Origin of the sequence: Amycolatopsis sp. H20-H5 (assembly GCF_035828755.1) — a bacterium.
Classification (GTDB): Bacteria; Actinomycetota; Actinomycetes; order Mycobacteriales; family Pseudonocardiaceae; genus Amycolatopsis.
Genome location: NZ_JAYMZS010000105.1, coordinates 1 through 24117, shown reverse-complemented (window position 1 = coordinate 24117; position 24117 = coordinate 1). Strand labels below are relative to the sequence as shown.

Below are 24117 nucleotides of genomic sequence, written 5' to 3'. Positions count from 1 at the left end.
GAGGTGCGGGAAACCGCGTCCGGGCGGAACACGTCCCGCTGGCCGCCGAAGAACTCGGCGGTGCCGTTGTCGTCCCCGGAGATGAGCACCCGGCGACGCGGCTGACCGGCGGCGTCCTCCCCGTCGACGGCGGGGAACGCGGCGATCCGCACGGGGTGCAGGGCGAGCAGTGCGGCGATGGTGCCGAGCAGCCGCGGGTCGACCTTGCCCTGCCGCAGCAGTTCGGCGGTGCCGCCGTCGCTGGTGAGGGCCGCCGACGAGGCCAGCGCCGTCCCGGCGTGCGCCCAGGTGGCGTTTTCCGGCGGGGTGGGCTGGACGTCGAGTCGCGCGACGGTCACCCGGTCCGCGCCCTCGCCGAACACCGCGATGTCGGTGACCTCGGAGAGTTCGCCGTCCAGCGCGGCGAACCGGTGCCGGGCCCCGGTCATCGCGCCGGTGGACACCGACCAGTCGGCGGCCGGGCAGGCCGTCCGGCACGCCGTGGGGGAAACCAGCGCGCCGGTGGGCCAGCCGCCCGCGGCCAGCTCGGCCCACGCCGCGTCGTCGACGAGCAGGGTGGAGCCGGAAGCGTTGTCCCGCAACCAGTTTCGAGCTTGCAGCAGCGGCTCACCGGTCCGGCCCGACAACCCCAGCCGGTCGAACCCCTGCACCCAGCTCACCCCGATCGCGGCGGTCAGCACCAGGCACAACGCCGTGATCAGGACCGGGCGCCGCATGCCCGCGCTGTGCTGCCCCGGCCGGGGCAGGCGGGTCGCGACGGTGTGCGCGATCCCGGCGACGAGCAGGGGCGGCACCGGCAGCAGGAGCACGAACAGCCCGGCGCTCGGCGCGCCCGGCCAGCACAGGGCGGCGGCCAGCAGGAGGCCGCTGACCGCCAGCGGCCGTAGCGTGGTGACGAACAGGCCCGCGACCAGCGCGACGGCCGAGAGCACGAGCAGCGCCGGGTCGAGGGCGAGCCAGCCGAGGGGCCCGTCCGCGTTCGCCCAGCTCAGCCCGGGTCGCAGTACCTGGCCGCCGGGGCCGAACGCCAGCCCGAGGCCCAGCGTCAGCACCACCGCGGCGAGCCCGGCGCGCGCGGGCGCGCGGTCGCGCCAGAGCAGCCAGCCGGCGGCTGGCAGGAAGGCCAGCGCGAGCGGCGAAGTCAGGATCGCGGCGAGCAGGCACAGCGCCGCGATGACGTCGTGCCACGGCCGTGCGCGGGCCGCCGGGGTGCGGATCAGCACCAGACCGGCGAGTACCCACACCGCCGCGACCTGCTCGACGACGACCACGTGCTGCAGGCCGATCGCGAACGGGGAGACCGCCGTCAGCAGCACCGCCACCGTCGCGGCCCAGCGGGGCAGCGCGAGCCGCCGCGCCAGCAGCCAGAGCAGGACCGCGCTGAGCACCGCCGCGACCACCATCGCCTCGCGGACGGCGGACATGGCGGTCGTCTCCCGGTCGAAGGCGCGCGAGACCAGCGTGTACCCGGCGAGCTGGAGCCAGCCGAACGGGCTGGCGGCCACCCCGCCGGTGTCGGTGAAGGAGGTGAAGTGCCCGACGGCGTAGGTGTGCGCCACCGTGGCGGCTTCGGAGTTCAGGGTGGGGGACCGGTTCATCAGTCGCAGCAGCCGCAGCCCGCCGGTGAGGGCGAGTAGTGCGAGCATGACGTCGAGCGACAGCAGCCGGTGTGTCGCCGCCGCCCGCGCTTCGTGGCGGCTGAGCGGGGTGGCGGGGGACCGGCCCGGGAGTGCGACCCCCCAGCTCTGCTGGGCCATCCGGCGAGCGTAGTCGGCGCGCCCGCCGGAGGTAAGCGTGTCATCCGGACGGCCTATCGCGACGAAAAGCGTTGCGGTGGAAAGATTTCTCACAGGGTCCGCGACAGGGTCAGCGCCGCGGTCCTGACCGCGGGCGCGACCCGGCTGGTGTGCATCCGGTTGGCCCAGCCGGAAATCGAGAGCGCGGCCACGACGGCGCCCGTGGCGTCGAGCAGCGGGCTCGCCGCGCAGACCACGCCGACACCGGATTCCTCGCGCTCGAAGGCGATCCCGTCGGCCCGGATCTTGGCCAGCTGCCTGCGCAGCAGTCCCGGCGCGGTGATCGTCCGCGCGCTCACTCGCGCGAGGCCGTTGTTGATCACTTGTGCGACAACAGATTCCGGCGAATGGGCGTTGATCGCCTTGCCCACGCCGGTGGCGTGCGCGGGAAAACGCCCGCCGACGCGCGACGGCAGCAGCGGCGCGTCCGGTCCGCGCAGGATGTCGAGGTACACCACCTCGGTGCCTTCGAGGACCGCGAGGTGCACGGTGTTGCGCGTGGCCTCGCGAAGGTCCGCCAGGTACGGCCGCGCGGCCTCGACCAGGCCACGGCGGCCGGCGGCGAGCTGGCCGATCTCGAACAGCTTCAGCCCGAGCCGCAGGCCGGTGCCGTGCCGCTCGAACAGGCCGGTGCCGACCAAATGGGCGGAGAGCCGGTGGACGGTCGACTTCGCCAGGCCGGTGCGCCGGGCGAGTTCGGACACGCCCAGCGCGTCGTCCCCTGGCCGGAACGCCGAGAGCAAGGCGGTGAGCCGGGTGGCGGTGAGCCCGTCCTGATCACCCTGATCGTTCCGCCCAGTGGTACGCATGGGTTGAGTGTCCCCCTCCCGGCGAGGACTGTCAGTAGCCATGCCCTCCCGGAAGAAGGCGGTGGCCGCGATCGTCGGCCCCGGCAACATCGGCACGGACCTGCTCGCCAAACTCCGCCGCAGCGAGCACGTCGAGGTGCGGTACATGGTCGGCGTCGATCCGGGGTCCGACGGCCTGGCCCGCGCCGCGGCGCTCGGGCTCGAGGCGTCTTCGGGCGGCGTCGACTGGTTGCTGGCGCGCGACGAGCTCCCGGAACTGGTGTTCGAGGCGACCTCGGCGAAGACGCACCGCGCGAACGCGCCCCGGTACGCGGCGGCGGGCATCCGCGCGGTCGACCTGACCCCGGCGGCGGTGGGCCCGTTCGTCTGCCCGGCCGTCGGCGCCGGTGTACTGGGGGCGCCGAACGTCAACCTGATCACCTGTGGCGGCCAGGCGACCATCCCGATCGTCCACGCCATCGCCAGGGTGACCCCGGTGTCCTACGCCGAGATCGTCGCGTCCGTGTCGTCCCGTTCGGCGGGGCCGGGCACGCGGGCCAACATCGACGAGTTCACCGAGACGACCGCGCGCGGGATCGAGCTCGTCGGCGGGGCGGCGCGGGGCAAGGCGGTCATCATCATCAACCCCGTCGAGCCGCCGATGATCATGCGCGACACCGTGTTCTGCGCCGTGGCCCCCGACGCGGACTTCGACGCGGTGTCCGCCTCGATCCACCGGATGGCCGCCGAGGTCCGGACCTACGTGCCCGGCTACCGCCTCACCGCCGACCCCCAGTACGACGAGCCCCGGCCCGGGTGGGGCGGGCGCGCGCGGGTGGCGGTGTTCCTGGAGGTCGCGGGCAACGGCGACTACCTGCCCGCCTACGCCGGGAACCTCGACATCATGACCGCCGCCGCGGCCCGCGCCGGTGACCTGCTCGCGGCCGGGGCGGTGACGGGGTGAGCTGGGATGACGTCGATCGTGAGGTCCGGCTGGTCGACACGACCCTGCGCGACGGCAGCCACGCGATGGCCCACCGGTTCACCGAGCGCAACGTGCGCGACACCGTCCGCGCGCTGGACGACGCCGGTGTTTCGCTGATCGAGGTGAGCCACGGCGACGGGCTCGGCGGCTCCACCTTCAACTACGGCTTCTCGCTGGTCGACGAGCGCGACCTGATCGCGGCGGCGGCCGACGAGGCACGACGCGCGAAGATCGCCGTGCTCCTGCTGCCGGGCCTGGGCACGGTCACCGACCTGGTGGCGGCGGCGGACCTCGGCGCGGGCGCCGTCCGGATCGCCACCCACTGCACCGAGGCGGACGTCTCCGTCCAGCATTTCGGCGCGGCGCGTGATCTCGGCCTGGAGACGGTCGGCTTCCTGATGCTCGCGCACATGTCGGCGCCCGAGGCGCTGGCGAAGCAGGGCCGGATCATGGTCGACGCGGGCTGCCAGTGCGTCTACGTCGTCGATTCCGCGGGGGCGCTGATCCTCGAGGAGGCCGCCGACCGGGTCGCGGCGCTGGTCGCGGAAGTCGGCGCGGACGCCCAGGTCGGCTATCACGGACACCAGAATCTGAGCTTCGGTGTGGCCAACTCGGTGCTCGCGTACCGGGCGGGCGCCCGGCAGATCGACGGCTCGCTCGTCGCGCTCGGCGCGGGCGCGGGGAACTCGCCGACGGAGGTGCTGGCCGCGACCTTCGAGCGGCTCGGCGTGGTCACCGGCGTCGACAAGGACGTGCTGATGGCCGCCGCGGAGGAGGTCGTGAAACCCTACATCACGCGGCTCCCGGTGATGGACCGCTCGTCGATCGTGCAGGGTTTCGCCGGGGTCTACTCCAGTTTCCTGCTGCACGCCGAACGGGCCGCGCGGCGCTACGGCGTGCCCGCGCACGAGATCCTGTACTGGGTCGGCGAGGCGAAGTACGTGGGCGGCCAGGAGGACATGATCATCGACATCGCGCTGAAACTGGTGGCCGAGAAGGCTCAGTCGTGAGGGACGTCCGCACCCAGCACCAGCCGGACGCAATGCGCGATCAGGCGGTCCCTCGACACCTTGAGCGAGCCGTCGAGATAGGCGATGAACACGTTGCTCAGCGCGCCGACCAGGCCGATCGCGGTGAGTTGCCGGTCGGTCTCGTCGCCGTGCGAGAGCTGGCCGACGACCAGCGCGGCAAACGCGGGCAGCAGCTCGATGCCCCGGCGGGTGAGCGCGGGGTCGGTCATCGGGGCGAGCAGCAGAACCCGGCCCTGGCGCGGGTCGTCGACCATCAGCTCGACGAACGCGGTGACCGCGGCGCGAGCGCGGTGCGCGGGTTCGGCCGCGGTGCCGACGGCGTCCAGGAGCGCCTGCCGCGCTTGTGCGCCGACCTGGGCATACACCGCGACGACCAGCTCTTCGCGGTCGGTGAAACTCTCGTAGAAGTACCGCTCGGTGAGTTTGGCCGCCCGGCACACCGCCCGCACGCTGACCGCCGCGCTGCCCTCCGTGCCGAGCAGGTCCAAGCCCGCCGCGACGAGCTGCGCGCGCCGGGCGGCCTTGCGGTCGTCCAGCGTCGTGCCCGCCCACGTCCGGCTCGGCATGGCCGCCCCCTTTCTTGACTACGGGCGTTGTCAATTCTACGCCTGACAACGTATGTGGTCAGTTAACCAGCTCGGTGAGGAGCCCGGTATGCCGGAGCCGTTGGGACCCGACTCGCTGACCTGGAAGTACTTCGGGGACTGGCGCGGCCTGCTGATCGGGCTGTGGGCCGGGTCGATGCAGAACATGCATCCCGGGCTCGGCGCCGGGGTCGAACAGCACTCCCGGTTCTTCGCGGAGCGCTGGGAGCGCCTGTTCCGTTCGCTGTACCCGATCGGGGGAGTCGTCTACGACGGCCCGCGGGCGCACGAGACGGCGTTGCGGGTGCGTGGGTACCACGACCGGATCAAGGGTGTCGACGCCCAGGGCCGCCGCTACCACGCGCTCGATCCGGAGACCTACTACTGGGCGCACTCGACGTTCTTCATGAGCGTGATCCTCATCGCCGAGCACTTCATGGGCGGCGTCACCGAAGCGCAGAAGCGGCAGCTGTTCGACGAGCACGTCCAGTGGTACCGGCTCTACGACATGAGCCTGCGCCCGGTGCCCGGGAGCTGGGCGGAGTTCCAGGTCTACTGGCGGCACATGTGCGCCGACGTGCTGGAGGACAACAAGGCGACCAGGGACGTGCTGGACCTCGGCGAACTCGCGAAGCCGCCGTTCATGCCGTGGCTGCCGGACTTCGCCTGGAACCGGGCGCGGGTACTGGTCGCGCGGGGCTTCGGCTGGCTGACCGTCGGGATGTACGAGCCCGTCATCCGGGAGCGGCTCGGCTACGGCTGGACCGCTCGCGACGCGCGATGGCACCGGCTGGCCGGTCGTGCGATCAACCTGGTGTGCAAGCTCGTCCCGCACGATCGTCGCTACCATCCGAGGGCCCGCGCGGGCTGGCGCCGGGAACGCGGGATGCCGGGTGCGCCGGTGGAGACTCCGGCGCGGAACCTGCCACCACTGGCCGAACGCGGGAAACCGCACCACTATTCGCCGCAGGTCTGATCCAGGGAGAAGCAGTGAAACTGGGATTCCATCTCGGGTACTGGGGTTCGGGGCCGACGCCGGGCGCACTGGAAGCGGTCGTGCGCGCGGAGGAGCTCGGGTTCGACTCGGTGTGGACGGCCGAGGCGTACGGCTCGGACGCGTTCACCCCGCTGGCCTGGTGGGGCGCCTCGACCAGCCGGATCAGGCTGGGCACGAACATCGTGCAGATGGCCGCGCGCACCCCGGCCGCCACCGCGATGAGCGCGCTGACCCTGGACCACCTTTCCGGCGGCCGGTTCGTGCTCGGGCTCGGCGCGTCCGGCCCGCAGGTCGTCGAGGGCTGGTACGGCCAGCCCTATCCGCGGCCACTGGCGCGGACCCGTGAGTACGTCGACATCGTGCGGCAGGTGTTCGCGCGCCAGGCGCCGGTCACCCTTGCGGGTGACTTCTTCCAGCTGCCCCTGCAGGGCGGCGCCGGGCTCGGCAAGCCGCTGAAGTCGACGGTCCACCCGCTGCGCGAGGACATCCCGATCCACCTCGCCGCCGAGGGGCCGAAGAACGTCGCGCTCGCCGCCGAGATCTGTGACGGCTGGTTGCCGCTTTTCTTCTCTCCCAAGAGCGACGCGTTCTACCGCGCCGCGCTGCAGGAGGGTTTTTCCCGGCCCGGCGCGCGGCGCACCCTCGCCGAGTTCGAGGTGCCGACCTCGGTGCCGGTGATCGTGCACGAGGACGTCGAGGAGGCCGCGAGCTGGATCAAGCCGTCGCTCGCGTTGTACATCGGCGGGATGGGCGCGAAGAGCGCCAACTTCCACCTCGACGTCTTCGCCCGCCTCGGTTACGAGGACGTCGTGACGAAGGTGCAGGAGCTGTACCTTGCCGGGCGCAAGAGCGAGGCGGTGGCCGCGATCCCGACGTCGCTGGTCGAGGACACCTCCCTGATCGGCCCGGCGGCGAAGGTCCGGGACGAGCTCGCGGCGTGGGAGGAGACGGTGGCGACCTCGCTGCTGCTGCGCGGCGACGCCGCCACCCTCACCAAGGTCGCCGAGGTCCTCTCCTGATGCGCGCGGTGAGCGCTCAGCCCAGCACCCTGCCGAGGAAGCCGCGCAGGTAGCCGGTCACGGCGTCGAGCTCGCTTTCGAGCAGGAAGTGCCCGCCGTCGAGCAGGTGGACCTCGGCGTCGGGCAGGTCGCGCGCGAAAGCGCGGGCCCCGGCGGGCCCGAAGATCTCGTCGTTGCGGCCCCACACCGCGAGCAGCGGCACCTGGCTCGTGCGGAAGTACTCCTGCAGTTTCGGGTAGAGCTCGACGTTGCCCGGGTAGTCGCGGAAGAGCGTGAGCTGCACCTCGTCGTTGCCTTCGCGGCTGACGAGCGCGTGGTCGTGGTGCCAGCTGTCCGGGCTGACCAGGCTCGGGTCGGGCACGCCGTGGACGTACTGCCACCGGATGGCCTCCAGGCTCAGCGCGAACCGCACGGCGCCTTCCGTCTTCGGGCCCGGGTTCGTCGCGTAGGCCCACACGTCAGTCCAGAACGCGTCGACGAACCCGTCGGTGTAGCCGTTCCCGTTCTGCGTGACGATCGCCGTCACCCGGTCGGGGTGGTGCAGCGCGAGGCGCCACCCGATCGGTGCGCCGTAGTCCTGGACGTAGAGCGCGAACCGCGTGACGTCGAGCTGGTCGAGCAGTTCCCGGGTGACGGCGGCCAGTGAGTCGAAGCTGTAGTCGAACTCGTCGGCCGCGGGCGCGTCGGAGCGGCCGAAGCCCACCATGTCCGGTGCGAGGACGTGGTAACGGTCGGCCAGCGCGGGGATCAGCTCGCGGAACATGTGCGAGCTGGTGGGAAAACCGTGCAGCAGCACGATGGTCGGGGCCTGCGCGGGCCCGGCTTCGCGATAGAAGACCGTTCGCCCGGCGACGGTGGCGGTCCGGTGGTGTACCGAGATCATGCCTAACCCCTTTGAATGCTTGGTCTGGTTAGTCTGCGATGAGCAAAGCACAGGTTTGCTAACCTGTCAAAAGACTCAATGAGGTTAGGATGGAAGGTGGGGTTCATGGACGGGTTGCTGGCGCTGCTCAACACCAGCTCGGTGCTCGACGGCGCCGCCCACGACGAGCTCGCCGAACCGGCTCGGGGCAGGCGATGGATGACGGAGCACGGCGGCACCGGCACGCCCGCCGAGCTCGAACGGGTGCGGCGCGCCCGGGACCTGCTGCAGGCGGTCGTCCGCCGCGAACAGCCCCGCTCAGCGCTCGGGCCGCTGCTGGAAGGCGTCCACCGGAAGCCCGAGATCACCGAGGACGGCCTGAACTGGGTGCTGGTCGGCGACCGCGACTCCCGGCTCGCCGTCGAGATGGTGCTCGCGTTCGCCGAAGCGGAGGAGCGGCTGCCGGGGCGGCTGCGCCCGTGCGAGAACGACGAGTGCCGGTTGTTCCTGCTCGATCGCAGCCGGGCGAACCGCGCCCGCTGGTGCTCCATGGCGGCTTGCGGCAACCGCGAAAAGGCCCGCCGCCACTATGAACGGCACCGCCCGCCGAGTTGACGTTCAGGCGGTGGGCGTCCACCAGTTCGCCAGGTTGAGCGTGTCGAAACCCAGGGAGTCGTAGAGCGGCTTGCCGGGTTTCGACGCCGACAGGGTGACCGGGACGTCCGCGAAATGGTCGAGCACCGCGTGCGTCAGCGCCCGGCCGACCCCGTGTGAGCGGTGCTCGGGCAGCGTGGTCACCCAGTACGCCCCGCCCGCGGTGCCGTCGAAGAACGTCACGCACGCCCCGGCGGGGACACCCTCGCGGGTGAGGACGAACAGGTCCGCGCCCGCGTGCTCCAGCAGGCCGTCCGGGAACGCCCGGCCCGGCTGGTAAGGCTGGAAGGCGGCCAGCGTGAACCCGTCCATGATGATCCGCTCGGCGATCGCGAGCTGGTCCCGGTCCGTCACCCGGAACACGTCGGGTGGTGAGGGCGACGCGGGGGCGGGTCCCGGCTTGCGGACCATGACCGGCAGCTGACGCGGCGAGAAGCCGAGCCCGGCCACGTCGACCGTGCTGAAGGAGTCCTCGACGACCACTTTGCGGTCCGCGCGACCGCGGGCGAGCCCCGTCAGTTCGGCCAGGTCGCCGGGCGACGGGTTCGCGGTGAGCAGCATGGCGCGCAGGCCGATCGGTGCTCCCTCCACCGCGAGGAAACCGGGCCGTTCCAGCACGCTGTGGCCGCGGGACGTGGCGAGTGCGGTCCAGAAGGCCGCGGCGTTGCGGGTGGCGAGGGTCAGGTCGGCGTCCATGGTGATCACCCTAGGTCTCCGTCCGGCCGATTCCGGCCGCCGGTTGCGGGGGTGAGGACGATCACGTAGCGTCCGTCAGCATTGAATATGAAAGCAGTTCATGTTCTATTGCGGGAGGAGCGCCCATGCCGGTGAGCCGGTTACCTGGGACATCCCCGTGAACACCCCGATCGGCAAGTACCGGGTGGTCCACTTCGGAGACTGGAAGAACGGCCTCACCGGCGCGATCACCGCCTTCAGCGGCAGCTCGCGCGCGTTCGTGGTCTCGTGAACACGAAAGGGCGGTTCCGTGCGCAGAATCCTCACCTTCGTCGCCCTGCTGGCGGCGTTGTCCACCGCTCTCGCCGCACCGGCGCTGGGGGCGGGCACGACCACACTCAAGGTCCTGTCGTTCAACATCTGGCAGCTGCCGTGGATCGCGAACCCGAACACCTCCGACAAGCAGGCTCGCGCGCAGGCCGCGGAAGCGGTGATCCGGGAGGCGGGCGCGGACGTCGTCGTGCTCGACGAGGCGTTCAGCGCGCAGGCAGAGGACCTGCGCGCCCGGCTCGTCGGCGTGTTCCCGTTCCAGACCCCGCTGGTCGGGCAGTACTGCGGCACCTCGCCGGGCTGGACCACGGTGGACGGCAACTGCTCGAACTCGCCGATCGTGGTCAACGGCGGCGTGACCGTGCTGAGCCGGTGGCCGGTGACCGAGAAACACCAGCTGGTGTTCCGGAACTCCTACCAGGGCACGGCCGACTACCTGTCGAACAAGGGCGCGGCCCTGCTGCGGCTGCGGGTGGACGGCCGTCCGGTCTGGATCGCGGGCACGCACCTGCAAGCCGACGAAGCGCCGGACACGCTGCCGAAGGCGCACCAGGTCCGGATGGCGCAGCTCGGCGAGATCCACGGGCTGGTCGCGAAGTACGCCGCCCCGGCCGAGCCGGTGGTGGTCGCTGGGGACCTGAACATCGAGTACTGGGCGGGCCAGGAGCGCCGGGACGCACTGGGCCGCACCCAGTCCCAGCAGGGCGAAGCCGCCCTCGGCGGAGAGCTGGGCACGGTCGGCGCGGGGGAGTACACCTTCGACGCGGCCACCAATCCGAACGCCGCGAAGTCCGTTCCCGCGACCTACCGGGACAGTCTCGACTACGTCGGCGCGGTCTTCGGCGGCGGTCGTCCACGCGCTGTGGTCAGCCCGGTACGACTGGTGCATTACGACGGTGGCACGATTCCCTCCGATCACTACCCGGTGGTGGCGAAGATCCAATACTGACCGGGTTGCCCGCACCCGAGGAGGACCATGGCGCCGCTGCCAACCCGGACGAGATTTCGCTACTCGCTGGGCTCGTTCGTCACCGGCTCGTTCGGCACCGTGCCCGGCCTGCTCCTGCTCCCGTACCTCACCGACACGATGGCGGTGCCCGCCGCGGTGGCCGGGGTGATCGTGTTCGTCCCCAAGGCCTGGGACGTGCTGTTCAACCCGATCGCCGGGCGGCTGTCCGACGCCGACCTCGTCAAGACCGGCAGCAGGCGGCGGTTCCTGCTGCGGGGCGGCATCGGCGTCGCGATCCTGTTCGCCGTGCTGTTCGCGCACCCCGGCTTCGGCACTCCCGGGCTGGACGCCACCTACGTCGTCATCGCGTTCTTCCTCTGCGCCACCGCGTACGCCTTCTTCCAGGTGCCGTTCAACGCGCTCCCGGCCGAGATCACGGACTCGGCGGACGAACGCACGAAGCTCACCAGCGTGCGGATCGGCGTACTGGCGGTCGCGATCCTCGTCTCCGGCGGCGCCGCTCCCGCGCTGACGGACCTGATCCCGGGGGTCACGGGCTACCGGGTGATGGGCGTCGTGATGGGCGTGATCATCCTGGCCGCGACGCTCGCGGTGTACTTCGGGCTCAAGGGCGCGCCGGTCGGCTCGCTGCGGCCGAACACGGTGAACGCCCGTGAGCTGATGCGGACGATCGGGCAGTGGCGGCCGTTCCGCTGGCTGCTCGGCGTCTACTTCGTGCAGGCGCTCGGCATCGGCACCGTGCTGGCGGCCATCCCGTACTTCGCCCGGCATGTGCTCGGCGACCCCAGTTACCGCACGGCGCTGTTCGTCGGCTTCGTCGGCCCGGCACTGGTGACGATGCCACTGTGGCCGCGCCTCGGCGCCCGGATGGGCAAGCTGAACGGCTTCCGGATCGCCACCGTGGCGTTCACGGCCGGCCTGCTCGGCTTGATCCTTGCCAAGGACTTCCCGTTCGCCGTGACGCTGGTGTTCGTCGCGCTCGCCGGCGTCGGCTACGCGGGGATCTCGGTGTTCCCGCTGGCCATCCTGCCGGACCTGATCAGCGCCGAGGAAGAGCGCACCGGGGAGACGCGGGCGGGGATCGCGGCCGGGGTGTGGACCGCGTCGGAGACGCTCGGGCTGGCGGTCGGGCCCGGCCTGTTCAGCCTGGTGCTGCAGGCAGGAAACTACGTGTCCAGCACCGATTCGACCGTGCACCAGCCCGACACCGCCGTCACCGCGATCCTGCTGGGCTCGTCGGTGCTGCCCGCGCTGCTGATCTTCCTGGCCATCCCGCTGCTGCGCCGTTCGGTGCTGGAGCCGCGTTCATGACCACCCTGCCCGAGGAAGGCATTCCCGCCGACCTGATCCTCGGCGAGCTCCGCGGGCTGCGCTCGGCCGACCTGCCGACCCACGGCGGCCGCACCCTCGCCTACGTCTACGACAGCGGTCTGTCCGAAGTGGACAAACTGGGCGCCGCGGCGCACGCGCTGTTCTCCCCGGCCAACGCGCTGGACCCGACGGCCTTCCCGAGCCTGGGCAAGATGGAGAACGAGCTGGTCCACTACACGGCCGATCTGCTGGGCGGCGACGAGGACACCGTGGGCACGGTGACCTCGGGCGGCACCGAGTCATGCCTGCTCGCCGTGCTGGCCGCCCGCGACGCACACCCGGAGATCACCGCGCCGAGCATCGTGCTGCCGTCGACCGCGCACGCCGCGTTCCACAAGGCCGCCCACTATTTCGGGCTGCGTAAGGTGTCCGTGCCGGTGGACCCGGGGACATTCCGGGCGGATCCGGCCGCGATCGCCGCGGTGATCGACGACACGACCGTGCTCGTGGTGGCGAGCGCGCCGTCGTACGCGCACGGGGTGCTGGACCCGATCACCGAGATCGCGGCGGCCGCCGCGGCGCGCGGCGTCCGGATGCACGTCGACGCCTGCATCGGGGGCTGGGTGCTGCCGTTCTTCGTGCTGAACGGCGTCGAGCTGCCGCCGTTCGGCCTGGACGTCCCCGGCGTGACCAGTATTTCCGTCGACCTACACAAGTACGCGTACTGCCCGAAGGGCGTTTCCGTGCTGCTGCACGCGAACGCGGCCTTGCGGCGGCCGCAGTACTTCGCGAGCGCGGACTGGCCCGGCTACACGATGCTGAACACGACGATGCAGAGCACCCGTTCCGGCGGCCCGATCGCGGCGGCCTGGGCGACGATCCTGCACCTCGGCGAAAAAGGCTACGTTCAGCTCGCCGGGGACGCCGACATCGCGACCACCGAGATCCGCCATGGAATCGAGCTGCTCGACGGGCTGCGGATCCTGGGCGACCCGGTCTCGACGCTGCTGTCGTTCACCACCGACAGCACGGCCTACGACCTGTTCACCGTCGCGGACAAGATGCGGGCGCGCGGCTGGTACGTCCAGCCGCAGTTCGCGCACGAGTCGTCCCCGATGAACCTGCATCTGACCATCACCGCGGCGAACCGGCGCCACGAGAGGGAGTTCATCGACGCGCTGGCCGAGTCGGTCGTCGCCGCGCGCAGGGACGGGCCGGTCGTCATCGATCCGAGGACGGTCGCGTACGTCGCCGCGCTGGACCCGGCCGAGCTGACCGGCGAGCAGTTCCAGGGTGTGCTCAAGGCGGCCGGGATGGGCGCGCCGCACGGCGTGCCGTCGAACATGGCGCACATCAACGCGCTCATCGCCTGCGCGCCGCCGCCGCTGCGGGAACGGCTGCTGCTGGAGTTCCTCGGCGCGCTCTACTCCTGAGAGTCCTCGGGCCGGATCCGCGCGGCGGGCGGCCGCTCGTCACGGATCTCGGCGAGCAGGCCGGTCACCCGGTCCATCGACAGCTCGGTGACTTCCCGCAGCAGCGCGGCGGTCACCGGGCGGCCGCGGTAGCCGGTCAGATCGACCGGCTCGCCGAACCGGGTGGTGACGGTCTTGCGCGGCAGCGGCCGGAACGTCTTGTGGTAGTGGTCGAGGATCTCGCGGGTGCCCCAGCGCGCGGCCGGGATGACCGGCACGCCGGTCGCCAGCGCGATCCGCGCGATGCCGGTCCGCGCGGCCATCGGCCAGCCTTCGGGGTCCTTGGTGATGGTGCCCTCGGGGTAGACCACGACGGTACGGCCCGCTTCGAGGGCGGCGACCGCGGCTTTCATGCTGTCGGCGGCCTTCGTCGTGCCGCGGTGCACCGGGACCTGGCCGAGCCCGGTCAGGATCCGGCCGACCACCGGGTTCTTCCAGACCCCGGCCTTCACCAGGAACCGCGGGACCCGGCCCTGGCGGTTGATGGTGACGGCGTCGAGCGGACCGTCCAGATGGGACACGTGGTTCAGCACGATCAGCGCGCCGCCGGAGGACGGCAGGTGTTCCAGCCCGAGGGTTTTCTTCCGGCCCAGCAGCAAGCTGGCCGGATAGAGGATGCCGACCCCGATCGCGATCCAGATCCCGCCCCGTTCGCGTGCCATGGTCCCCCCGACTCGTCGCGCCCGTGCCCGCCTCGGCGGCGGCGGTTCAGCCTAGCTACCCGGTCGAGTGAGAAGTCGCGGCGGGGGACGCTTTGGCCGGGCCGCGGCGCACACGCGGTGTTAGCGTCCGGGACATTCCGGACGTATGCGCCGGTCTGCATCCTTGAGAGGACAACCGGTCATGACCAGCGCACACGTCGAGCACGCCGGTCACCAGCACGCGCACGGCGACGGCTGCGGCCACGTCGCGGTGCCGCACGGTGACCACGTCGACTACGTCCACGAAGGTCACCTGCACCGTCCGCACGACGGTCATTTCGACGAGTGCGAGCCCGCCGGCCACGCCGCGCACGACGATCACGCGCACGCGCACGGCGAGGGCTGCGGCCACGTCGCCGTCCCCCACGGCGACCACGTGGACTACCTGCACGACGGTCACCGTCACGCCACCCACGACGGCCACTACGACGACCACTGAGCCCCGAGTGTCATGAAAGGGTCTTTACTGGCACTTTTTGCCAGTAAAGACCCTTTCATGACACTTCGGGACCCCTCAGTGCACGTGCACACCCTCCCAAGCCGGGAAAGGGTCCGCGACCGCCCCGGAATCCGACGTCAGGCACCGCTCGAGCGCGCACGTCAGGCCCGGCCCGTCCAGCTCGGTGCCGATGAACACGAGCTCCTGCCGCGGCGCGTCCGCCACGCCGTGGGGCTCGAACCGCGCGACCGAGCCCGCCTGTGACCAGAGCCCGGTCACGCCCGGCCGGGACGACAGCGTGAAGAACCCCTTGGAGCGCAACACCGTCCCGAACTCGCCCGAGTCCAGCCGGGTGCTCACGAAGTCCCACAGACGGCTCGGGTCGAACGCCAGGGTGGCGCGGAACACGACGCTGGAGATGCCGTACTCCTCGGTCTCGGGTACATGGTCGCCGTTGAGCTCCGCGACCCAGCCCGGTGCTTCCTGCGCGAGCTCGACGTCGTAGCGCCCGGTGCCGAGCACGCGGTCCATCGGCACCCGGCCGTGCGCCGCCGTGACGACGTCCGCGGCCGGGTTCAGCCGTCGCAGCACCGCCACGAGGCGGTCCAGTACGGCGGGGGTGACGAGGTCGGACTTGTTCAGCAGCAGCACGTCCGCGAACTCGACCTGGTCCATCAGCAGGTCGCTGACGGTCCGCTCGTCGCCGGAGTACTGGTCCAACTCGCGCGACACCAGTGAGTCCCCAGACGCCAGCTCGCGGCCGAAGTTGACCGCGTCGACGACGGTCACCATCGTGTCGAGACGCGCGGCGTCGAGTAGTGCGACGCCGTCGTCGCGGGCGAAGGAGAACGTCGCGGCCACCGGCATCGGCTCGGAGATGCCGCTCGACTCGATGAGCAGGTAGTCGAACCGCCCGTCCGCGCAGAGCCGGGCGACCTCTACGAGCAGGTCGTCGCGCAGGGTGCAGCAGATGCACCCGTTGGTCATCTCGACGAGACGTTCCTCGGTGCGGGACAGGCTGGCCCCGTCCCGCACCAGCGCCGCGTCGATGTTGACCTCGCTCATGTCGTTGACGATCACCGCGACCCGCAGGCCCTCGCGGTTGGCGAGGATGTGGTTGAGCAGCGTCGTCTTGCCCGCGCCGAGGAAGCCCGACAGCACCGTGACCGGAGTGGTCATTTCCCCAGCCGGTGGAAGTGCTTGATGAGCTTGCGAGGGACCAGTTTCGTCTCGCCGTCGATCTTGATCGGGACGAGGTCGGGCACCGCGGCCTTCCATTGGGAGCGGCGGGCGCGGGTGTTGCTGCGCGACATCTTGCGCTTCGGCACGGCCATTACTTCGCGCCTCCTGTCTTGCGCTGCCCGTAACGGCGGTGGAACTTTTCGACCTGGCCCGCGGTGTCCATGATCCGGCGGTTGCCGGTCCAGAACGGGTGCGACGCCGAGCTGATGTCGACCGTCACCAGCGGGTAGGTGTTCCCGTCCTCCCACTCGACGGTCTGTGACGACTGGATCGTCGAGCGGGTGAGGAAGGCGTCGCCGGTCGACGAGTCCTTGAACACCACGGGGTGGTAGGCGGGGTGGATGCCCGGTTTCACTGGCTTTCGTCCTTTCGGTTCGATGCGTTCGCATCGTGTTTGGCGGGGTCGAGCTCGGTGTCGTCGCACGGTTCCTCGTGCCATTCCCCGAACGGGTCCGGGTAGGTCAGCCAGACTTCGGCGCCCGCGGCCAGCTCTTCGTCGGTCAGCAACGCGCCCTGGAGCGCGGCTTCGACCTCTTCGGGGGTCGCCTGATCGGTGACGACGACGATCTCCTGGGCGCGGTCGCCGAATTCGGGGTCCCAGCGCAGGGAAGCCATGGTCCGTCGTTCGGGGGAGACGTCGGCCCAGGCCGGGCCGTCGGGGGCCGCGAGCCACGGGCCCGCGTGGCCGATGCCCAGGCCGCCGCCCGCCGACTCGATCCAGAACCCGATGTCGGGCTGGCTGGCGACCCAGGCGCGGCCGCGGGTGCGGACGACGCCGTCGAGCAGGACGTCGATCGCGTCGTGCAGGCGTTCGGGGTGGAACGGCCGCTGCGAGGTGAACGTCAGCAGCGCGACGCCGCAGTCGGGGTGCAGCGGTGGTTGTCCGCGCAGGAGCGGGCCGTGCATGTCGGTGACCTCGCCGCGGCGCGCGTCGGCGGGCACGGCGGCGAGCACCGTCCGAGCGTCCACCATGGACAGTTCGACGCGGGGGATCGACGGCGCGACGCGGTCGAGGACCGCGGCGCCCTTGGCGGCGGTCCAGGCGTCGCCCGCGGTACCGGCGAGCACGAGCAGGTCGGCGAACTCGACCTGCGAGAGCGCGACCTGCGCGACCGTGCGCTCGTCCTCGGGACTCGCCTGCATACCGCGCTCGGCCAGGGTCTCGTCGCCGGTCGCGTCGGCCAGCCAGGTCGCGCAGTCGAGCACGGTCAGCACGGCCCGCAGGTCGACGTCCTCGCTGACCGTGCGGTCGCCCACGAGGACGTGCTGCAGCGCCCAGCTGACCGGTTCGGGCTCCATGGCCTCGTCGAGCCGGACGATGATCCGCTTCACTCCCGGCTCGCGGGCGAGGCGCCGAAGCAGTGGGAGGAGGTCCTCGCGCAGGGTGCAGGAGACGCAGCCGTGGGCGAGTTCGAGGGCGGTGAGCTGGTCCCGCTTGCCGAACTGGACGCGGCGGCGGACCACCCCCGAGGTGATCTGGCGCAGGTCGTGGTGCACGACCGCGGTGCCGGGCCCGTCTTGGCGCAGCAGGTCGGCGAGCGTGCTGTTCGGTCCCGGGGCGAGTCCGCTCACGAGGACTAGGGGCACGCGCGGGTTTTCGGTCACTGAAGCTCCAGGGGCGGACCCGGGTGGGTCGTCGGGGGTGGGTACTGCTGTGTACAGTAAATGATAATGACAATCAACACCAACTTGGAGGGCGCGTGTCAGCCGTGTGTCAGGTCACCGGCCGGAAACCGGGGTACGGCAAGCAGGTCTCGCACTCGCATCGGCGGACGTCCCGCCGCTGGGAGCCGAACCTGCAGCACAAGCGGTACTTCGTGCCGAGCGAAGGCCGCTGGGTGCGGCTGCGGGTCTCGGTGAAGGGCATGAAGACCATCGACAAGCGCGGGATCGACGTGATCGTCGCCGAGCTGCGCACGAAAGGGGTGAAGCTCTGATGGCCAGGAGCACCGACGTCCGGCCGATCATCAAGCTCCGGTCCACCGCGGGCACCGGCTACACCTACGTCACGAAGAAGAACCGCCGCAACGACCCGGACCGGATGGTCCTGCGGAAGTACGACCCGGTGGCGCGCAAGCACGTCGAGTTCAAGGAGGAGCGCTGATGGCGAAGAAGTCGAAGATCGCGAAGAACGAGCAGCGCAAGGTCGTCGTCGCCCGCTATGTCGAACGACGTCGTGAGCTGAAGGCCGTCATCGCCTCGCCGGGCTCGACGCCGGAGGAGAAGGGGCTCGCCGTGTCGGCGTTGCAAGCCATGCCGCGCGACGCGAGCGCGACGCGCGTGCGTAACCGCGACACCGCCGACGGGCGGCCGCGCGGGTACCTCCGCAAGTTCGGGCTGTCGCGGGTGCGGATGCGGCAGATGGCGCACAACGGCGAACTGCCCGGCGTCTCGAAGTCGAGCTGGTGAGCCGGATGGCCAAGCCGACGCGGGACCGGCCCGTCAAGCGCAAGACGAACCTGTTGCGGGCCAGCAAGGTCACCGAGGTCGACTGGAAGAACGTCGACCTGCTGCGGAAGTTCATCTCCGACCGCGGCAAGATCCGCGCCCGCCGCGTCACCGGATTGACGCCGCGGCAACAGAAACAGGTCGCCACCGCGATCAAGAACGCCCGCGAGATGGCCCTGCTGCCCTATCCCAACGCGGGCCGCTAGCCCGGTTTCGCGCCCCGATGTGGCGTTGTGTCCCACCCACCCGACGCCACATCGGGGTCACCACGACCCCCGCTCACGACAACGGGGCGGCACCGGGGTGCTGCCCGCCGCACGCCGAGGGTGTCCGGGCGGGCCGGGCCGGGTGGAAATACACTCCCGCGCATGGATGACCCGCACTACCTCTCCGGACTGGACCTCGCCGGCCGCCGTGTCGTGATGGTCGGCGGCGGCACGGTGGCCCAGCGCAGGCTTCCCCGCCTGGTCGCGGCCGGTGCGCGGGTGGAGCTGATCTCCCCGCACACCAGCCCTTCGGTGAGCGGCATGGCCGATGCCGGTGAGCTCGTCTGGCACGAACGCCGCTACGCCGAGGGCGACCTCGCCGACGCCTGGTACGCGCTGGCCTGCACGGACGACGCCGAGGTCAACGCGGCCGTCTGCGCCGAGGCCGAGCGGGCGCGCGTGTTCTGCGTCCGCGCCGACGAAGGCGACCTCGGCAGCGCGGTGACCCCGGCTTCCGGACGCCACGGCGGGCTGCTGCTCGGGGTCCTCTCCGGCGGCGAGCCGCTGCGTTCGGCGGCGGTGCGTGACAGCATTCTCGAAGGTCTGCAGGCCGGTGTGGTCGAAGACGGCCGGGTGCCGCACCCCGCGGGCGAGCTGCCCGGGGTCGCGCTGGTCGGCGGTGGCCCTGGCGACCCGGACCTCATCACGGTGCGCGGGCGGCGGCTGCTGGCCCGTGCCGACGTCGTCGTCGTGGACCGGCTCGCGCCGCGCGAACTGCTCGACGAGCTGGCCCCCGAGGTCGAGATCGTGGACGCCGCCAAGATCCCGTACGGCCGGGCGGCCAGCCAGGAGGTGATCAACGCCACGCTCATCGAGCACGCGAAGGCTGGCAAGTTCGTCGTGCGGCTCAAGGGCGGCGACCCGTACGTGTTCGGCCGCGGGTTCGAGGAGGTGCTCGCGTGCGCCGAGGCGGGCATCCCGGTCACCATGGTCCCCGGCATCACCAGCGCGTTCGCCGTCCCGGCCGTCGCCGACGTCCCGGTGACGCACCGCGGGGTCGCGCACGAGGTCGTCGTGGTGTCCGGCCACGTCGCGCCCGGCGACGAGCGCTCACTGGTGGACTGGGACCTGCTCGGCCGGATGCGGGGCACGATCGTGCTGATGATGGGCGTCGAGCGGCTGCCGCAGTTCGCCGCCGCGCTGCTCACCGGCGGCCGCCCGCCGTCGACCCCGGTGGCGATCGTCGAGGACGGCACCATGCGCACCCAGCGAGTGCTGCGCTCGACCTTGGACGTCGTGGCGGCCGAAGCCGCCGCGGCCGGGGTGCGCCCGCCCGCGGTGATCGTGATCGGCCCGGTCGCGGGCCTCGCTCAGCCTTCCTCGTAGCACCGTTGGGCGAACTCGCCGATCGCCGAGGTCAGCCGCTGGGGCTCGAACCGGAGCTCCACCGGGCTGCGGGCCTGCAGGAACTCGGCGTGCGGCATGTCCTCGGCCAGGCTGTCGGCGTCGCCGAACGGGTGGATCGGGTCGCCTTCGTGCCCGATCACCAGCGCGGGCGTGGCGATCTGGCGCCGGACCTCCTTCGGTGGCGCGATCCGGCCGAACAGCACCCCGTGCAGCAGCGCCGCCATCGGCGCGGGCTGCTGGGAAAGCGTGTCGGTCACGACGTCGACCCACTGGTTGCCGTGCGGCACCAGGTTGGCCGCCAGCGCGACGCCCTTGACCGTCACCGGCAGGAACCGGGCGGCCATCAGGAGCGGGGCGAAGGCGATCAGCCCCGCGACGATGGCGTTGTCCAGCACCGGCATCTCGACGATCAGGCCCCGCACGCGCTGCGGCGCGGTGACCGCGACCTCCAGTGCGACGTTCGCGCCGAGCGAGGTGCCGCCGACGACGGCGCGCTCGAGCTCCAGGTGGTCGAGCAGGGCGACCGTCTGGTCCCCGAACCCCGGCATCGAATAGCGCCAGGACTCGGTCGGGCGGTCGGAGTCGCCGTGGCCGAGCAGGTCGAACGTGACCACTCTGAGCCCCGACCTGGCCAGCCGCCGCGCGAGCGGGGCGTGCATCCGCCGGGTCATCATGATGCCGTGGGACAGCACGACCACCCGATCGCCGGCGCCGAACTCGGTGTAGGCGAGGCGGTGGCCCTCGAAGGTGAACGAGCCGGACAGCTCGATCGGGCGGGAGGACCGGCCCGCGGGCGGGTGCGGCGGGTCCTCGATCACGGTGGCGCTGCTGGCGTGGCTCATGTCCCACCATCCTTAGGCGATCGTTGTCGGGTGATCGCGGTCCCTTTCAGGAAAGCATCTCCCGGCCGCGTTGGCACAGTGTCAACCGGATGAGTAAGGATGACCCTATGACCGCTACCGCTGACAGCCTCCCCGACCTCGTCTCGCTGAAGGTCGAGATCGAGAGCCACGTGGCCGAGGTGACCCTGCTCGGGCCGTCCAAGGGCAACGCGATGGGCCCGGACTTCTGGCGCGAGCTGCCGATCGTGTTCCGTGCGCTCGACGCCGACAGCCGCGTCCGCGCCATCGTGCTCACCGGCAGCGGCGCGCACTTCTCCTACGGCCTCGACCTGCCCGCGATGATGCCCGGCTGGGCGCCGATGCTGGCGGGCGACGCTTTGGCGGGCCCGCGGACCGACTTCCTCACCGAGGTCAGGACGTTGCAGGCGAGCGTCAGCTCGATCGCCGAGACCCGCAAGCCGGTCATCGCGGCCGTCTCCGGCTGGTGCATCGGCGGTGGCCTGGACGTCATCAGCGCCGCCGACATCCGCCTGGCCAGCGCGGAAGCGAAGTTCAGCGTCCGCGAGGTGCGCGTCGCGATCGTCGCCGACCTCGGCAGCCTGCAGCGGCTCGCCTCCATCATCGGCGAGGGCCATCTGCGTGAGCTCGCGCTGACCGGCAAGGACATCGACGCCGCGCGCGCGGAGAGGATCGGGCTGGTCAACGACGTCTACCCGGACCAGGAGACGCTGCTCGCCGCCGCCCGCGAGCTGGCCGGCGAGATCGCTGCGAACCCGCCGCTGGTGGTGCAGGGTGTGAAGGACGTGCTCGCCACCAACACCGAGCGGCAGGTGGCCGAGGGCCTCCGGTACGTCTCGGCGTGGAACGCCGCGTTTTTACCGAGCAAGGACCTCGGCGAGGCCGTGCGGGCGTTCATGGAGCGGCGGGCACCGGAGTTCAAGGGCGAATAACGACCGAACGTACGAGGAGAACCGATCGTGAGCAACGGCGCTTCGGAAGTCCATCAGGCGTTCCGCGCGGCGCGGGACTACTTGCAGGCCCATCGCGAGGACTACGAGACCGCGTACCGGGACTTCAGCTGGCCCCGGCCCGACGAGTTCAACTGGGCGCTGGACTGGTTCGACGTGATCGCCCGCGACCCGGCGAACGCCCAGCGGTACGCGCTGTGGATCGTCGAAGAGGACGGCACGGAGAACCGCTGGACCTACCCCGAGATGGCGCGCCGGTCCGACCAGGTCGCCAACTGGCTGTGCGGGCTCGGCGTGTCCCGCGGCGACCGGCTGATCCTGATGCTCGGCAACCAGGGCGAGCTGTGGATGACGATTCTGGCCGCGATCAAGCTGGGCGCGGTGATCATCCCGGCGTCGACCCTGCTGGGCCCCGCGGACCTGACCGACCGGGTGGAGCGCGGCGCCGCGAAGCACGTCGTGATCCGCTCGGCCGACGCGCCGAAGTTCGACGGCGTCGAAGGCGGCTACACCCGGATCGTCGTCGGCGAGCCGGTGCCGGGCTGGCATTCGTTCGCCGACGCCTACGACGCGCCCGGCGAGTTCACGCCCGACGGGCCGACGGCGGCAGCCGACCCGATGCTGCTCTACTTCACCTCGGGCACCACGGCCAAGCCGAAACTGGTCGGCCACACCCAGGTGTCGTACCCGATCGGTCACCTGTCCACGATGTACTGGATCGGTCTTCAGCCGGGCGACGTCCACCTGAACATCTCCTCGCCCGGCTGGGCGAAACATGCCTGGAGCAACGTCTTCGCGCCCTGGAACGCCGAGGCCACGGTGTTCCTCTACAACTACGCCCGCTTCGACGCCGTCGCGCTGATGGGGCAGATGGACCGCTGCGGGGTCACCAGTTTTTGTGCCCCGCCGACGGTGTGGCGGATGCTCATCCAGGCCGACCTCACGGTGCTGAAGACCCCGCCGCGCAAGGTGGTCGGCGCGGGCGAGCCGCTCAACCCGGAGGTCATCGACCGGGTCGAGCGGGCCTGGGGCGTCACCATCCGGGACGGGTTCGGCCAGACCGAGAGCAGCGTCCAGATCGCCAACACCCCCGGCCAGCAGGTGGTGCCCGGCTCGATGGGCCGCCCACTGCCGGGGTTCGCCGTGGTGCTGGTCGACCCGGTGAGCGGCGAGCCCGCCACCGAGGGCGAGATCTGCCTCGACCTGTCGCGGCGCCCGGTGGGCCTGATGACCGGCTACGTCGACGACGACGAGCGCACGGCGGAGGCGTTCTCGGGCGGCTACTACCACACCGGCGACGTCGGTTCGGTCGACGAGCGCGGCTACCTCACCTACGTCGGCCGCACCGACGACGTGTTCAAGGCCTCGGACTACCGGATCTCGCCGTTCGAGCTGGAGAGCGTGCTGCTCGAACACGAGGCCGTCGCCGAAGCCGCCGTGGTGCCCGCCCCCGACCCGATCCGGCTCGCCGTGCCGAAGGCGTACGTCGTGCTGGCGAGCGGCTACGAGCCGAGCGCGGACACCGCCGTCGCCATTCTCGCGTTCTGCCGGGAGCACCTGGCGCCGTACAAGCGGATCCGCCGGATCGAGTTCGCGGAGCTGCCGAAGACAATCTCGGGCAAGATCCGCCGGGTCGAGCTGCGCGGCCGGGAGAAGCCGGACGAGCGCGCGCCCGGCGAGTTCCGCGAGGAGGACTTCCCCCAGCTGAAAGCCTGACCCCGCTCGCCCGAAGTGCCCCTGAAGGCCACCTTCACAGCGTAAAACGCTGTGAAGGTGGCCTTCAGGGGCAGTCAAGCGGTGCGCGCGGTCGGCGGGGCTTCCTAGCCGCGGACGCCGTCCACCTGACGGTCGTCCTCGGTCGAGCACGAGGTGACCGGGTCGCCGCCGGGGCCGCTGCCGCAGGTCCACTCGCCCAGCGCGATCGGGCCGGGGCCGTCCGGGGAGTTCGCCTCGGCCGGGGTCAGCTTGGCGAAGTAGTCGGTGAGCAGCGACTTCGCCTGCGCGCAGTCGACCGCGCCGCGGACCGCGACCTTCGTCTGCGCCCCACCGGACCCCGCGACCTCGCCGCAGGGTGTGCTCGTAGTGGTGGGTCCGGCGGCGGCTTGCGCTTTGGCCTGGGGCGGTGGCGCGGCGGCCGGTGCCGGGCTCGCGCCACCGCAACCGGCGAGCAGCGCGGCCGAGGCGGCCAGTACCAGGACGTGCGGGCGGAACGCGGCGACTCTTCTCATGAGCCCTTCTTCTCCGGTGCGCTCGAGCGCTTCATTCATTGGGGACGACGGCGGCTAACACGGTCTGCTCGCCCTTGATGCAGGTGGTGCCGCTAGTGCTGCGCGAGGCGGTGCTCGGCGTGTGCGTGCTGCTGCTGCGCCGCGGCGGGTTCTCCCCGCCGG

29 protein-coding genes are annotated in these 24117 nt (G+C 71.3%); 17 read left to right on the top strand and 12 right to left on the bottom strand.

Annotated elements, in window-relative coordinates:
* Both QMK34_RS37215 and QMK34_RS37210 read right to left on the bottom strand, forming a co-directional pair.
* On the bottom strand, positions 1-1757 hold a 1757-nt coding region (locus tag QMK34_RS37215; protein ID WP_326419464.1), incomplete at its 3' end, for a glycosyl transferase.
* Between the two features lie 89 nt (positions 1758-1846).
* Positions 1847-2605 (bottom strand): IclR family transcriptional regulator, encoded by a 759-nt coding sequence (locus QMK34_RS37210; protein ID WP_326419451.1) that lies wholly within the window; start codon positions 2603-2605, stop codon positions 1847-1849.
* A 40-nt stretch (positions 2606-2645) separates the two neighbouring features.
* Here QMK34_RS37210 and QMK34_RS37205 point away from each other — a divergent pair, with 40 nt between their 5' ends.
* Together QMK34_RS37205 and dmpG are read left to right on the top strand one after the other, a co-directional pair.
* The gene (locus QMK34_RS37205) at positions 2646-3548 is read left to right on the top strand and encodes an acetaldehyde dehydrogenase (acetylating) (RefSeq protein WP_326419450.1); all 903 of its coding nucleotides are present in this window, start codon (positions 2646-2648) and stop codon (positions 3546-3548) included.
* Complete coding sequence (gene dmpG / locus QMK34_RS37200) at positions 3545-4579, top strand: 4-hydroxy-2-oxovalerate aldolase (RefSeq protein ID WP_326419449.1); 1035 nt, start codon at positions 3545-3547, stop codon at positions 4577-4579. Before QMK34_RS37205 ends, dmpG begins: the two co-directional genes overlap by 4 nt.
* Here the strand turns inward: dmpG and QMK34_RS37195 are convergent.
* Positions 4570-5166 (bottom strand): TetR/AcrR family transcriptional regulator, encoded by a 597-nt coding sequence (locus QMK34_RS37195; RefSeq protein ID WP_326419448.1) that lies wholly within the window; start codon positions 5164-5166, stop codon positions 4570-4572. The two genes, dmpG and QMK34_RS37195, sit on opposite strands and share 10 nt — an antisense overlap.
* A gap of 88 nt (positions 5167-5254) precedes the next feature.
* On the opposite strand from QMK34_RS37195, the gene QMK34_RS37190 reads away from it, so the two are divergent.
* Both QMK34_RS37190 and QMK34_RS37185 read left to right on the top strand, forming a co-directional pair.
* Positions 5255-6160, top strand: coding sequence for an oxygenase MpaB family protein (locus tag QMK34_RS37190; protein WP_326419446.1), 906 nt, complete (start codon positions 5255-5257; stop codon positions 6158-6160).
* A 14-nt stretch (positions 6161-6174) separates the two neighbouring features.
* Positions 6175-7200, top strand: a complete 1026-nt coding sequence (locus tag QMK34_RS37185) for an LLM class F420-dependent oxidoreductase (RefSeq protein ID WP_326419445.1) — start codon at positions 6175-6177, stop codon at positions 7198-7200.
* A gap of 16 nt (positions 7201-7216) precedes the next feature.
* Here the strand turns inward: QMK34_RS37185 and QMK34_RS37180 are convergent, their stop codons facing one another.
* Positions 7217-8083: an alpha/beta fold hydrolase gene (locus QMK34_RS37180; RefSeq protein WP_326419444.1), complete on the bottom strand. Its 867-nt coding sequence runs from the start codon at positions 8081-8083 to the stop codon at positions 7217-7219.
* A gap of 105 nt (positions 8084-8188) precedes the next feature.
* Here QMK34_RS37180 and QMK34_RS37175 point away from each other — a divergent pair, with 105 nt between their 5' ends.
* Positions 8189-8677: a CGNR zinc finger domain-containing protein gene (locus QMK34_RS37175; RefSeq protein WP_326419443.1), complete on the top strand. Its 489-nt coding sequence runs from the start codon at positions 8189-8191 to the stop codon at positions 8675-8677.
* Positions 8678-8680: 3 nt separating this feature from the next.
* On the opposite strand, the gene QMK34_RS37170 is transcribed toward QMK34_RS37175, so the two are convergent.
* Positions 8681-9412, bottom strand: a complete 732-nt coding sequence (locus QMK34_RS37170) for a GNAT family N-acetyltransferase (protein WP_326419441.1) — start codon at positions 9410-9412, stop codon at positions 8681-8683.
* 100 nt (positions 9413-9512) lie between these two features.
* Here QMK34_RS37170 and QMK34_RS37165 point away from each other — a divergent pair, with 100 nt between their 5' ends.
* The 4 genes from QMK34_RS37165 to QMK34_RS37150 are packed head-to-tail and all read left to right on the top strand — an operon-like array spanning position 9513 to position 13435.
* The gene (locus QMK34_RS37165; RefSeq protein ID WP_326419440.1) at positions 9513-9683 is read left to right on the top strand and encodes a neutral/alkaline non-lysosomal ceramidase C-terminal domain-containing protein; all 171 of its coding nucleotides are present in this window, start codon (positions 9513-9515) and stop codon (positions 9681-9683) included.
* Between the two features lie 18 nt (positions 9684-9701).
* Positions 9702-10670: a sphingomyelin phosphodiesterase gene (locus QMK34_RS37160; protein ID WP_326419438.1), complete on the top strand. Its 969-nt coding sequence runs from the start codon at positions 9702-9704 to the stop codon at positions 10668-10670.
* 27 nt (positions 10671-10697) lie between these two features.
* On the top strand, positions 10698-12002 hold the full coding sequence (locus tag QMK34_RS37155) for an MFS transporter (RefSeq protein WP_326419437.1): 1305 nt from the start codon (positions 10698-10700) through the stop codon (positions 12000-12002).
* Entirely contained in the window at positions 11999-13435 is a 1437-nt protein-coding gene (locus tag QMK34_RS37150) for a pyridoxal phosphate-dependent decarboxylase family protein (RefSeq protein WP_442785296.1), read from the top strand. The genes QMK34_RS37155 and QMK34_RS37150 overlap by 4 nt, the downstream gene beginning before the upstream one ends.
* On the opposite strand, the gene QMK34_RS37145 is transcribed toward QMK34_RS37150, so the two are convergent.
* On the bottom strand, positions 13426-14136 hold the full coding sequence (locus tag QMK34_RS37145; protein ID WP_326419436.1) for a lysophospholipid acyltransferase family protein: 711 nt from the start codon (positions 14134-14136) through the stop codon (positions 13426-13428). The genes QMK34_RS37150 and QMK34_RS37145 overlap by 10 nt on opposite strands.
* A 181-nt stretch (positions 14137-14317) precedes the next feature.
* Here QMK34_RS37145 and QMK34_RS37140 point away from each other — a divergent pair, with 181 nt between their 5' ends.
* Positions 14318-14614: a hypothetical protein gene (locus tag QMK34_RS37140; protein ID WP_326419435.1), complete on the top strand. Its 297-nt coding sequence runs from the start codon at positions 14318-14320 to the stop codon at positions 14612-14614.
* Between the two features lie 75 nt (positions 14615-14689).
* Here the strand turns inward: QMK34_RS37140 and QMK34_RS37135 are convergent, their stop codons facing one another.
* Genes QMK34_RS37135 through mrf form a run of 4 tightly spaced genes read right to left on the bottom strand, consistent with a single transcriptional unit; the run spans position 14690 to position 17461 of the window.
* Positions 14690-15793 (bottom strand): GTP-binding protein, encoded by a 1104-nt coding sequence (locus QMK34_RS37135; RefSeq protein WP_326419434.1) that lies wholly within the window; start codon positions 15791-15793, stop codon positions 14690-14692.
* On the bottom strand, positions 15790-15948 hold the full coding sequence (gene rpmF, locus QMK34_RS37130; protein WP_326419433.1) for a 50S ribosomal protein L32: 159 nt from the start codon (positions 15946-15948) through the stop codon (positions 15790-15792). The genes QMK34_RS37135 and rpmF overlap by 4 nt, the downstream gene beginning before the upstream one ends.
* Complete coding sequence (locus QMK34_RS37125; protein WP_326419432.1) at positions 15948-16211, bottom strand: type B 50S ribosomal protein L31; 264 nt, start codon at positions 16209-16211, stop codon at positions 15948-15950. Before QMK34_RS37125 ends, rpmF begins: the two co-directional genes overlap by 1 nt.
* Positions 16208-17461 carry a ribosome hibernation factor-recruiting GTPase MRF gene (mrf, locus tag QMK34_RS37120; protein ID WP_326419430.1) on the bottom strand — a complete coding sequence of 418 codons (1254 nt, stop codon included), beginning with the start codon at positions 17459-17461 and terminating at the stop codon, positions 16208-16210. Before mrf ends, QMK34_RS37125 begins: the two co-directional genes overlap by 4 nt.
* A 95-nt stretch (positions 17462-17556) precedes the next feature.
* Here mrf and rpmB point away from each other — a divergent pair, with 95 nt between their 5' ends.
* From rpmB to cobA, 5 genes are all read left to right on the top strand, one after another.
* Positions 17557-17793 (top strand): 50S ribosomal protein L28, encoded by a 237-nt coding sequence (gene rpmB, locus QMK34_RS37115; RefSeq protein ID WP_326419428.1) that lies wholly within the window; start codon positions 17557-17559, stop codon positions 17791-17793.
* Positions 17793-17960, top strand: a complete 168-nt coding sequence (gene rpmG / locus QMK34_RS37110; RefSeq protein WP_326419427.1) for a 50S ribosomal protein L33 — start codon at positions 17793-17795, stop codon at positions 17958-17960. The genes rpmB and rpmG overlap by 1 nt, the downstream gene beginning before the upstream one ends.
* A complete protein-coding gene (gene rpsN / locus QMK34_RS37105) occupies positions 17960-18265 on the top strand; it encodes a 30S ribosomal protein S14 (RefSeq protein WP_326419426.1) in 306 nt (101 codons plus the stop codon). Before rpmG ends, rpsN begins: the two co-directional genes overlap by 1 nt.
* Positions 18266-18270: 5 nt before the next feature.
* Positions 18271-18510, top strand: a complete 240-nt coding sequence (gene rpsR, locus QMK34_RS37100; protein WP_442785295.1) for a 30S ribosomal protein S18 — start codon at positions 18271-18273, stop codon at positions 18508-18510.
* 162 nt (positions 18511-18672) lie between these two features.
* Positions 18673-19896, top strand: a complete 1224-nt coding sequence (cobA, locus tag QMK34_RS37095) for a uroporphyrinogen-III C-methyltransferase (RefSeq protein WP_326419423.1) — start codon at positions 18673-18675, stop codon at positions 19894-19896.
* Here the strand turns inward: cobA and QMK34_RS37090 are convergent.
* A complete protein-coding gene (locus QMK34_RS37090; RefSeq protein ID WP_326419422.1) occupies positions 19881-20759 on the bottom strand; it encodes an alpha/beta fold hydrolase in 879 nt (292 codons plus the stop codon). The two genes, cobA and QMK34_RS37090, sit on opposite strands and share 16 nt — an antisense overlap.
* A gap of 107 nt (positions 20760-20866) precedes the next feature.
* Between QMK34_RS37090 and QMK34_RS37085 the strand changes: the two genes are divergently transcribed.
* The gene (locus QMK34_RS37085) at positions 20867-21709 is read left to right on the top strand and encodes a crotonase/enoyl-CoA hydratase family protein (RefSeq protein ID WP_326419421.1); all 843 of its coding nucleotides are present in this window, start codon (positions 20867-20869) and stop codon (positions 21707-21709) included.
* Between the two features lie 27 nt (positions 21710-21736).
* Positions 21737-23443, top strand: a complete 1707-nt coding sequence (locus QMK34_RS37080) for an AMP-binding protein (RefSeq protein WP_326419420.1) — start codon at positions 21737-21739, stop codon at positions 23441-23443.
* 104 nt (positions 23444-23547) lie between these two features.
* Here the strand turns inward: QMK34_RS37080 and QMK34_RS37075 are convergent, their stop codons facing one another.
* Entirely contained in the window at positions 23548-23955 is a 408-nt protein-coding gene (locus tag QMK34_RS37075) for a hypothetical protein (RefSeq protein WP_326419419.1), read from the bottom strand.
* Between the last annotated feature and the right edge of the window lie 162 nt (positions 23956-24117).